The sequence below is a fragment of the Chloroflexus sp. genome, from assembly GCF_049970315.1.
Taxonomy (GTDB): Bacteria; Chloroflexota; Chloroflexia; order Chloroflexales; family Chloroflexaceae; genus Chloroflexus.
Window position 1 is genome coordinate 47,151 of record NZ_JBMFNE010000026.1, and the last position, 10,191, is coordinate 57,341.

9 protein-coding genes are annotated in these 10,191 nt (G+C 56.7%); all 9 read left to right on the forward strand.

Annotated features, from left to right (window positions below):
* The first annotated feature begins 19 nt into the window (after positions 1–19).
* The 9 genes from ftsW (at position 20) to ftsZ (ending at position 9,844) form a co-directional block, all read left to right on the forward strand.
* The gene (ftsW, locus tag ACP5OT_RS15110) at positions 20–1,294 is read left to right on the forward strand and encodes a putative lipid II flippase FtsW (RefSeq protein WP_428113349.1); all 1,275 of its coding nucleotides are present in this window, start codon (positions 20–22) and stop codon (positions 1,292–1,294) included.
* Complete coding sequence (locus ACP5OT_RS15115; RefSeq protein WP_424674791.1) at positions 1,215–2,354, forward strand: UDP-N-acetylglucosamine--N-acetylmuramyl-(pentapeptide) pyrophosphoryl-undecaprenol N-acetylglucosamine transferase; 1,140 nt, start codon at positions 1,215–1,217, stop codon at positions 2,352–2,354. The genes ftsW and ACP5OT_RS15115 overlap by 80 nt, the downstream gene beginning before the upstream one ends.
* Positions 2,351–2,995: a hypothetical protein gene (locus tag ACP5OT_RS15120; protein WP_424674790.1), complete on the forward strand. Its 645-nt coding sequence runs from the start codon at positions 2,351–2,353 to the stop codon at positions 2,993–2,995. The genes ACP5OT_RS15115 and ACP5OT_RS15120 overlap by 4 nt, the downstream gene beginning before the upstream one ends.
* Complete coding sequence (murC, locus tag ACP5OT_RS15125) at positions 2,992–4,416, forward strand: UDP-N-acetylmuramate--L-alanine ligase (RefSeq protein ID WP_424674789.1); 1,425 nt, start codon at positions 2,992–2,994, stop codon at positions 4,414–4,416. The genes ACP5OT_RS15120 and murC overlap by 4 nt, the downstream gene beginning before the upstream one ends.
* Positions 4,417–5,310, forward strand: coding sequence for a UDP-N-acetylmuramate dehydrogenase (gene murB / locus ACP5OT_RS15130; protein ID WP_424674788.1), 894 nt, complete (start codon positions 4,417–4,419; stop codon positions 5,308–5,310).
* 142 nt (positions 5,311–5,452) lie between these two features.
* The gene (locus ACP5OT_RS15135; protein WP_424674787.1) at positions 5,453–6,541 is read left to right on the forward strand and encodes a D-alanine--D-alanine ligase family protein; all 1,089 of its coding nucleotides are present in this window, start codon (positions 5,453–5,455) and stop codon (positions 6,539–6,541) included.
* 2 nt (positions 6,542–6,543) lie between these two features.
* Positions 6,544–7,362: a cell division protein FtsQ/DivIB gene (locus ACP5OT_RS15140; protein ID WP_424674786.1), complete on the forward strand. Its 819-nt coding sequence runs from the start codon at positions 6,544–6,546 to the stop codon at positions 7,360–7,362.
* 30 nt (positions 7,363–7,392) lie between these two features.
* On the forward strand, positions 7,393–8,637 hold the full coding sequence (ftsA, locus tag ACP5OT_RS15145) for a cell division protein FtsA (RefSeq protein ID WP_428132594.1): 1,245 nt from the start codon (positions 7,393–7,395) through the stop codon (positions 8,635–8,637).
* A gap of 22 nt (positions 8,638–8,659) precedes the next feature.
* Complete coding sequence (gene ftsZ, locus ACP5OT_RS15150) at positions 8,660–9,844, forward strand: cell division protein FtsZ (RefSeq protein ID WP_424674784.1); 1,185 nt, start codon at positions 8,660–8,662, stop codon at positions 9,842–9,844.
* Positions 9,845–10,191: the final 347 nt, after the last annotated feature.

A 10,191-nucleotide genomic window follows, 5' to 3' on the forward strand; every position in this document is an offset into this window, starting at 1 on the left:
GATCAGAGGAAGTTAGACGATGAGACTGAACCACAATGGAGCTGTTGCCAACCCATTGTTTGACCGTACCACACATTCACCGGATCGGGTGTTGTTAGCCGTAGTATGTGGTCTGACGGTGTTTGGCTTGGTGATGGTCTATAGCGCCAGTTTCGTTGAGGGAACAGTGCTGTACGCCAACCCGTTTTACTACCTCTTACGGCAAGCCACCGGGGCGATAATCGGGTTAGTTGCCATGTTGGTGGTTCAGCGGATCGATTATCGGGTCTGGCAACGCTACTCGATTCACCTCATGGCAGGAACATTGCTCTTGCTGGTATCCGTTCTTATCTTGCCGGCAAGTATGACCGAGGTGAACGGCTCGCGGTCGTGGATCCGTTTCGGTGAAGGGTGGCTTGGCATTTTTAGTGTCCAGCCCTCAGAATTTGCCAAGCTGGCGATGATCATTTACTTTGCCCACTGGCTGTCGCGGCGTAGCCATCGGCTCGGCAATGTGACGTATGGCTTGGCGCCCTTCGCCGTTATCCTTGGTTTTATCTGCGGGTTGGTTATGTTGCAGCCCGATTTAGGGACTACAATCGTGATGGTTTTGATCGGTGGTGCCATTTTCTTCGCGGCAGGAGCGAATCTGTGGCACGTTGGTGGGGCGGCGTTGCTGGCGATTACCGCGTTTTGGGGACTGATTATCACCTTCCGTAGTAGTCGATGGGAAGCCTTTCTTGATCCGTGGTCACGGGCGAGTACCGAAGGGTATCAGATCATTCATTCACTCTACGCTTTCGGCAGTGGCGGTGTCTTGGGGCAAGGTATCGGCATGAGCCGGCAAAAATACCTCTGGCTACCACAACCACACACTGATACCATTTATGCCATTATCGGTGAAGAGTTGGGATTGTGGGGAACAATCGCGGTTTTGCTGGTATTTGTCATCATTGCGGCTCGTGGGTATCGGATCGCTGCGCGCGCACCAACACCGTTCGCAGCGCTTGTCGCGGTAGGGATTACCTCGTGGTTGGTATTTCAGGCTTTTATTAATATTGCAGTGACGACCGGGTTGATTCCGTTTACTGGGTTGACATTACCGTTTCTGTCGTATGGAAGCTCGTCATTGATTAGTTGTCTGATCGCAATCGGGATCCTGTTAAACATTTCGCGCCATGTCGATCGGTCATCATCAGTTACTTCAACGGCAAAGTACCGTCAGCGTACCGAGCATGCCACGGCTTATCCTCTCGGGTGGCGGGACTGGCGGGCACGTCTATCCGGCGCTCGCAGTCGCCGAAGCCCTCGCTGAACGGGCACACGTGGTCTATGTGGGAAGTGTCGGGGGAATGGAAGAGCGGATTGTCACTCAGGAGAGTACACTTCCCTTCCGGTCATTACCGGCGGCTGCGGTTCGTGGGCGGGGCCCGGTGCAGGTCGCGCGATCGCTGCTGATCCTCATGCGTGGGATCGGAGCAGCAATCGCGTTATTACGACGTGAGCAACCGGCAGCCATTTTGGGTACCGGTGGTTATGTCTGTGTACCACTGTTCGTGGCTGCTAAGCTGCGGCGTGTGCCAACGATGATCTATTTACCCGATGTGGTGCCGGGGTTGGCCGTGAAGGTCCTAAGCCGAATCGCCGATGTCACGGCAGTCAATGTAAGTGATGCGCTGCCCCGCCTAGGGTTGTATGAAGGGCATCCCCGGGCGATTATTACCGGGTATCCGGTACGTACTGAGCTGTTTACTACCGACCGTGAAGCGGCACGAGGCGCGTTTGGGATCGCACCCGATCAACTCGTGTTGTTAGTGTACGGCGGGAGTCGGGGAGCACGGAGTGTCAATCGTGCGATTGCTGCCCTCTTGCCGTCGTTATTGCCGCTCTGCACAATCATTCATGTGTGTGGGCGCGAAGGCGATTACGTTTGGTTAGAGGCTACGGCTGCGCAGCTCGAACCGGCGCTACGGGCACGCTATCTCCTCTTCCCCTACCTTGCCGGTGGTAGTGCCCAGAGTATGACGGCGGCGTTGGTGGCGGCTGATGTGGCCGTCTGTCGGAGTGGCGCTTCGACTCTTGCCGAACTGCCGGCGGTTGGTTTACCGGCAGTTCTTGTGCCCTATCCGTATGTTCATCAAGATGAAAATGCCGATTATTTGGTGCAACGGGGGGCGGCGATGAAGGTCGCCGATCATGCGATGCTCGGGGATGGTGATCCGGCCAATGGGCCATTGGCACAAGCAATACATACTCTTCTAAGTGATGCGGTGATGCGGAAACAGATGGCAGCGCGAAGTCGCGTGCTCGCTCGTCCTGACGCGGCGCAACGATTGGCTGACGCACTGATTGATCTTGCGAGGAGTTCAGCATGATTGAGCAGTGGATAGTGCTCCCCCTTGCCCAGACTGCGATTACGGTCAATCTCAACGGTGTGGCACTCTTGCTGATTCTAATGGCGATTGGTGGTTATGCCGGTTATCAGCAAGGGATGCGTAATGTATTGACGGTGGCACTTTGGACGATCATTGCGTATGTGACGTGTGTGCAAGGTGGTACGTTTGTGGTTGATGTTATTAACCGGCTTTGGGTGAATGCACCGCGTTTTGTTGCATTTCTGATCGGGAATGACCCAACCTTGGTGCCACCGCTTGATCCTCTGATTACGCCGGGTTTTCAGGTACCGCTGTTCTTTCGGGCGATGGCGTTTATTGCCTTGATCCTATTAGGTAAGTATTTTGATAACAAAGCCGCATGGAAGGGACCGCCGAAGGAAAGGTTGGCGCGTCCGCTCGGTTTGTTCGTAGGGGCGCTGATTGCCTTACTGTGGACAAATGCAACGGTGGTGTTCTGGCGGGAATTTATCACCGGTGGCGGAACATTTGAGGGTCCAATTGCGACATTTCTTAATGTGTTGCCGGATGTTAGTCTACTGCTGCCATCGCTGATTGCAATCTTCTTTATGATTTTAGGGTTGTTGATCTTGTTTAACTTTCCAAAGGTCTGGAAGCCGTGAGTCATTATCACATTGTGGGTATTGCCGGGGCAGGGATGAGCGCGATTGCTCACCTCTTGCTCGATCAGGGGCATACGGTCAGCGGTTCGGATTTAACGACGAACCGAGCAACCACGGCACTCGCCGCACGCGGGGTACGCATTTGGCAAGGCCACGATCCGGCGTATGTCCGTGGGGCTGATGCGGTATTGGCGACCGCCGCTATTCGTGGTGAACATCCTGAACTGACAGCGGCGGCGGCGTTGGGTATTCCCCGCCTGAGCCGCGCCGATCTGTGGCAGGCATGGTCGGCCCAGCGACCGGTAATTGCCGTTGCCGGTACCCACGGGAAGACCACCACCAGCGCGATGACGGCGTTGGCGTTGCGGGGTGGTGGGGTGGCATGCGGTTTCTTGATCGGTGCCGATGTACCGGCATTGGGTGGTAGTGCGCAGTGGGGTGATCCGACGGCGCCGTTGGTGATCGAGGCCGATGAGTATGATCGGGTGTTTCTGGCGCTGACGCCGGCGATGGCAATCGTTACGAATGTCGAGTGGGATCATCCAGATATCTATCCGACGGCGGCCGACTATTCCGCCGCGTTTGCTGAGTTTGCCGGGCAGGTGCGTGATCGGCGCCGGTTGCTGCTGTGTGCCGATGATCCCGGTGCGGTGGCGCTCGATGTCGACGGTCAGGCCCGCCGGTATGGGATCGATGAGCAGCTTACCTGTGATCCGGTGTCGTGTCGGTTGGCGCCTCTCGACTGGACGGCCAGTCGTGTGACGGTAACTGCCGAGGGACAGCAATTTGATCTCTGGTATTACGACCGACAAACCTTTGCCCGTCGGTTCGCCCTGATGGTAACGCTGGCTGTGCCCGGTATCCACAATGTGCGGAATGCGACAGCGGCATTGGCGGCAGCGGCGATCTGGGGTGCCGATCTGCAAGCAGCCGGAACAGCGTTGGCTACCTATCGCGGGAGTAGCCGCCGGTTTGAGGTCTATGGCGAAGTGGCCGGAGTAACAGTGATCGATGATTATGCGCACCATCCTACGGAAGTGCAAGCAATAATCGCGGCAGCACAGCAACGCTACCCCGGTCGGCGGGTGGTTGTTTACATACAACCGCACACCTTTAGCCGCACCCGCAGTTTGTGGGAACAGTGGCCAGAGGCATGCCACGCTGCGGCAATCGTGTTGATCGGTGATGTTTATCCAGCTCGTGAACAGGGCGATCCGGCGGTGCTCGCTACCGAGTTGGTTGCCTATCTCGTGTCGCGGGGGGTGGTTGCGTACTATGGTGGGGGGATTGCCACCGCAGCAGAGCGATTGGTGGCGTTGGTCCAACCGGGTGATGTGGTGTTGACGCTCGGTGCAGGTGATAGTGATCGAGTGGCAGCGATGGTGATTGCGCAGCTTCAGCGTATGCATGCGGAGGCATAGATGAACAAATCCTTGCCAATCGCCCTCCGCCCCAATGAACCAATGTCGCGCCATACCTCGTGGCGGGTTGGTGGGCCGGCGCAGTATTATGCCGAACCAACCACGCCCGATGAGGCGATGGTGTTGGCGGCATGGGCTATGACCCACCGGTTGCCACTGATTTGGGTTGGGCGTGGTACTAATCTGTTGGTACGTGACGAAGGGTTTGCTGGAGTGATCGCTTCCTATCGCGGCCAACGTTGGGCGTTGCACGAGCACGGTGAGACGGCGGAATTGTGGGTCGAAGCCGGGACCTCGATGGCCGGTACTGCCCGTCGGTTGGCGGCGATGGGGTGGGCCGGGCTTGAGTGGGCCGAGGGTTTGCCCGGTGCGATTGGTGGTGCGATTGTGGGGAATGCGGGGTGTTATGGTGGTGATACGGCAAGTGTGCTGATCGATGCCGAGCTGTTGCTCAACGGCAGCGAGCGAGTAGTCTGGCCGGTAACCGAGCTGGGCTATGCCTATCGGGAGAGTATTCTTAAACGGCGAGGGGCTGATGGTGTCCCGCCACTCGTGTTAGCCGGGCGCTTCCGTCTGCATCGTGCCGATCCGAATGTATTGATGGCGCGGATAGGCGCGATTGCCGCCGAACGGAAACGGAAAACACCGGCAGGAAGTTCGTGTGGTAGCGTGTTCAAAAATCCGCCCGGCGATAGTGCCGGTCGCTTGATCGAGGCGGCAGGCTTGAAAGGGACACGTGTTGGTGATGCCGAGATTAGCCCGATCCATGCTAACTATATCGTTAATCGTGGTCAGGCACGGGCCGCCGATATTTTGACATTGATCGAACTCGCGCGCACGACGGTAGCCGAACGGTTTGGGGTGACGTTACAGTTGGAAGTACGTGTTATCTAGGTTTTGACAGATTAGACGGCGCAGAAAAAAGGTGTCAAAAACGATTATCACGAACAAAATAATACGAAAAATTGTTGATACAGGATCGTTTTTTAATAACGATCATTATCACGATCGCTATACGTAGGTGGAGAAGTCACCAATGAGCAAGCCAATCACGATTGCCGTCATTTTTGGTGGTCAAAGTGGCGAACACGAAGTATCGCTCGTGTCGGCGCACGCTGTGATGAGCAATCTCGATCCGGATCGCTACCAGATCGAAGCGCTTGGGATCGGTAAAGATGGCCGCTGGTGGCATGGTCCCGGTGCATTGGCGATGCTTATGGCAGCGGCCGATCCGTCCCGTTTACCGGCCAGCGCGACAATGGTTGCTCCCGGCCCGGTGCGCGAACTTGGCCGTGTAGGCGAACCGGGTTGGTTGTTACCCCCCGCTGATGTCATCTTTCCGGTGCTGCATGGTCCCTATGGTGAAGATGGGACTATCCAAGGCCTCTTTGAACTGGCCGGGCGTCCTTACGTTGGGTGTGGAGTGGCGGCGAGCGCGGTAGGGATGGATAAGGCATTGATGAAGGCTGCGTTTGCGGCTGCCGATTTGCCGATCTTACCGTGGGTGCTAGTACGTCGTCATGAATTGGCCGCTCTTGAGATGGTCTGTGAGCGGATAGAGGCAACGTTGCGCTTCCCGTTGTTTGTTAAACCGGCCAATTTGGGTAGCAGTGTGGGGGTGAGTAAAGTCCGTGATCGAGCTGAACTGATCACCGGCTTGCACGAAGCTGCCCGTTATGACCGACGGATTGTCGTTGAGCAGGGCATTCCGGCGCGCGAAATAGAGATCTCGGTATTAGGAAACGAACACGTTGACGTGAGTATTCCCGGTGAAATTATTCCTGCCGGTGAGTGGTACGACTACCACGCGAAGTATATCGCCGGTGGTTCACAGACAATAGTACCGGCGGCATTAACCGAAATGCAGATTGCACAGGTGCAAACGCTCGCCAAGCGCGCGTTTCAAGCGATCGACGGGGCTGGGCTGGCCCGAGTTGATTTTCTCCTTGACCGTGAACAAGGCACGCTCTGGTTGAACGAGGTCAATACCATGCCTGGCTTCACGCCGATCAGTATGTACGCCAAAATGTGGGCGGCTAGCGGTTTACCCTATCCACAGTTGCTCGACCGACTAGTTGAGTTGGCATTGGCCCGGTCGGCGCGTGCCGGCTACGTAAAGGGGTGACGATGGAATACAATCCGCCAAATACACGCGAACGGGTTGCTGCACGCCGGCAGCGGTTACGCCGGTCTTCGTCTGAACCGGCAATTCCCGGGTGGCGGCGACGGTTCATTGACGGCTTGCAGAGTGGGCGGATCGTCAGCGGTGCCGTGTTTATAGTTAGCTGCCTAGCACTCTTCTACGTCCTCTTTAGCAGTCAATTCCGTGTGCAAACGGTCGAGGTGGTTGGGGTTGAGTTTCTCAGCCCAGAACGCATTGTCGATGCTGTCCCGTTGCGCGGGTGGCCAATCTGGCTGATCGATGAAGAACAGGCGGTGGCCCCGTTGCTCCGCAGTCCATTTGTCGAACATGCTCGGCTCAGCCTGATCTTACCCAATCGAGCACGGATCGTGATTGTCGAGCGCCAGCCGGTGATCTATTGGCGGAGCGGTGGGGTCGATTATCTAGTAGACCGCCAGGGGTTTGTGATTGAATCGGCTACAGTCGCGCCACCGGCAGATGCTTTGGTGATTGTCGATAGCTCCAATCTGCCGGTTGAGCCGCAGATGCAGCTCGACCCTGATGCGTTAGCGTTAGCCCGCGAGCTGGCGTGGCGCTTACCAAACGAACTAGGCCTTCGTCCGGCTCAGATCGGCTGGGATTTTGGCTTGGGCGTCTTTATTCGTACCGAACAAGATCAAATGATTGTTTTTGGACGGAGCGAGCACCTTACCCGTAAATTAATGATCTTGGCGTATCTGCTCACCGACGGTACGCCGTTTACCTATTTGGATTTACGACCGATGAACCCTTTCTATCAGAACCGCACCGACGGTAGGTCGTAAGCTGCGGCTCCGGTAGGCAGTGAGGCAATTATGGCACGTACCATGGCACGAACCATTGTCGGTATAGATGTTGGCACAAGCAAAATCTGTACCATTGTCGGCCAAGCCGGCGATGGTCGGCGACTGAATATTCTCGGTGTGGGGACGGTGCCTAGCCGAGGGATTGATAAAGGTGTAGTGGTGAATATTGATGACGCAGCTTCGGCCATCGAAACGAGTATCGAAAAGGCTGAGCGTGCGAGTGGTTTTCGGATCAACCATGCCTTTGTCGGCATTGCCGGTCGCCATATTTCATCGCTGAACAGCCGTGGGGTTGCAGCGGTGCAGAATCCCGATGGTATATCGCGGCAAGATGTGGCCCGCGCTATCGAAGCGGCGCAGGCGGTAGCATTGCCGACTCAGCGGGAAATCATTCATATCATTCCGCGCGCTTATGTCATCGATGGCAACGAAGGTATTCGCGACCCGATAGGGATGAGCGGGTTACGACTGGAAGTGGAAACACATATCATCACCGGCGAGGCAATGGCAATTCAAAACCTGATCCGCAGCGTTGAACGGGTCGGTGTGCAGATTGATGATCTTGTGTTGCAACCGTTGGCAGCAGCGGAAGCCGTGCTTAGCGATGAAGATAAAGAGCAAGGAGTTATGCTGATTGACATCGGTGGAGCGACGACCGATCTCGCGATCTTTGCCCATGGCGGGGTTTGGCATACCGGTGTGATACCGGTTGGTGGGCAGCACTTTACCAACGATATCGTCTATGTGCTGCACACACCTCCCAACACCGCCGAGTATCTCAAACTGCGCTACGGCAGTGCGCTGGCCGGCAACCCACCGGCGCCGGATGATGAAAGTGACCTGATCGACGCTGACACGCTGACGGTAGGCGAAAAACAGCGGATCAGTGCGCATTTACTCAAACAAGTGTTGCAGGCACGTGCCGAGGAATTGATCGAGCTGATCGTCGCCGAAGCGCGACGGAGTGGGTACGATGGGATGTTGCCGGCCGGGATTGTTTTGACCGGTGGCGGTGCGCAGCTCAACCGGTTTGATGAGCTACTCCGCGAAGATTTGGGTTTGCCAGTCCGAATCGGGATTCCCGGTGGTTTGGGTGGCGTTCACGACGCACTCGACTCACCGGCATATGCGACGGCAGTAGGGCTTTTGCGGTGGGGAATGCGGTATGGTGGGCGGCCACCTGAGCAAACTCCATCTGATGATATGTCATTGTACGAGCGCTTCCGCCGCTGGGTGCGCGAATTGTTGCCATAATCACCACCAAGGAGGTTCGCACATGGTTGACCGAAGCAGTAATGGCTTCTCACTCGAAGATTTTGCTCAGATCAAAGTTGTTGGTGTTGGCGGCGGCGGCAGCAATGCAGTAGATCGCATGATTGCCGCCGGGGTGCAGGGGGTTGAATTCATTACCGTTAATACCGATGTGCAGGCGTTGATGCACTCGTTAGCACCGGTGCGCATCCGGATCGGTGACAAACTAACCCGCGGTCTTGGCAGTGGTGGTAATCCGGTTATCGGTCAAAAAGCTGCGGAGGAAAATCAAGAAGACATTTACGAGCAGTTGAAGGGCGCCGATATGGTCTTTGTCGCCGCCGGTATGGGGGGCGGCACCGGCACCGGTGCCTCGCCGATTATTGCCGGTATTGCCCACGATCTTGGTGCATTGACGGTTGGTGTTGTGACCCGTCCCTTTACGTTTGAGGGGAATCATCGGCGTAAAGTGGCCGAAGCCGGGATTGAGCAGTTGCGCCCGGTGGTTGATACATTAATCGTTATTCCGAATGATCGCCTGTTGCAGACGGCCAGTAAGAATACGACGTTCCAGCAGGCTTTCATGATGGCCGATGATGTATTGCGCCAAGGCATTCAGGGCATCTCCGACCTGATCACGCAGCGTGGTCTGATTAACGTTGATTTCGCCGATGTTAAGACCATTATGGCGCAGCAGGGTTCGGCGTTGATGGCAGTTGGGTATGGGAAAGGTGATACTCGTGCGCTTGATGCGGTGAATCAGGCGATTGCCAGCCCCTTGCTCGAGGTAAGTATTGATGGTGCGAAGGGCGTTCTCTTCAACATCACCGGTGGTGAAGATTTGGGGATTATGGAGGTCTACGAGGCGGCTGATATTGTGGCGAAGCAGGTCGATCCTGATGCCAACATTATTATCGGTGCGGTGATCGATCCGAACTTCCCACCCGGCGAGATCAAGATTACGCTGATCGCCACCGGTTTTGATGTCAACCGCAATAGCAACGTGCAACGCACCCGTTCGTACCCGACGGCAGCGACGAGTACCGGCCAAGCGACGGGCCAGATCGGTGGGCCGTCGGCGCAGCGGCCCAAGCAGCCGACACCGGCACCGACGCAGCCACCGGTGCAACCGGTGCGTCCGGCTATTTCAAACGATGATCTCGATATCCCACCTTTCTTGCGTGGGCGCGACCGCAATCGGCAACGGTAAAAAATGCACGGCACGAACCGGCGTCAAGGATGGTGCATATGTCGGTCACAGGGGGTAGGGGCACGGTATCCGCCGTGCGAGTGTGTCGATGACGTAGGGGCACGGTGTCACCGTGCGGGTGTGGGGCGATGACGTAGGGGCACGGCGTCGCCGTGCGGGTGTGGGGCGATGACGTAGGGGCACGGTGTCACCGTGCGGGTGTGGGGCGATGACGTAGGGGCACGGTATCCGCCGTGCGGGTGTGTCGATGACGTAGGGGCACGGTATCCGCCGTGCGGGTGTGGGGCGATGACGTAGGGGCACGGTATCCGCCGTGCGGGTGTGTCGATGACGTAGGGGCACGGTAT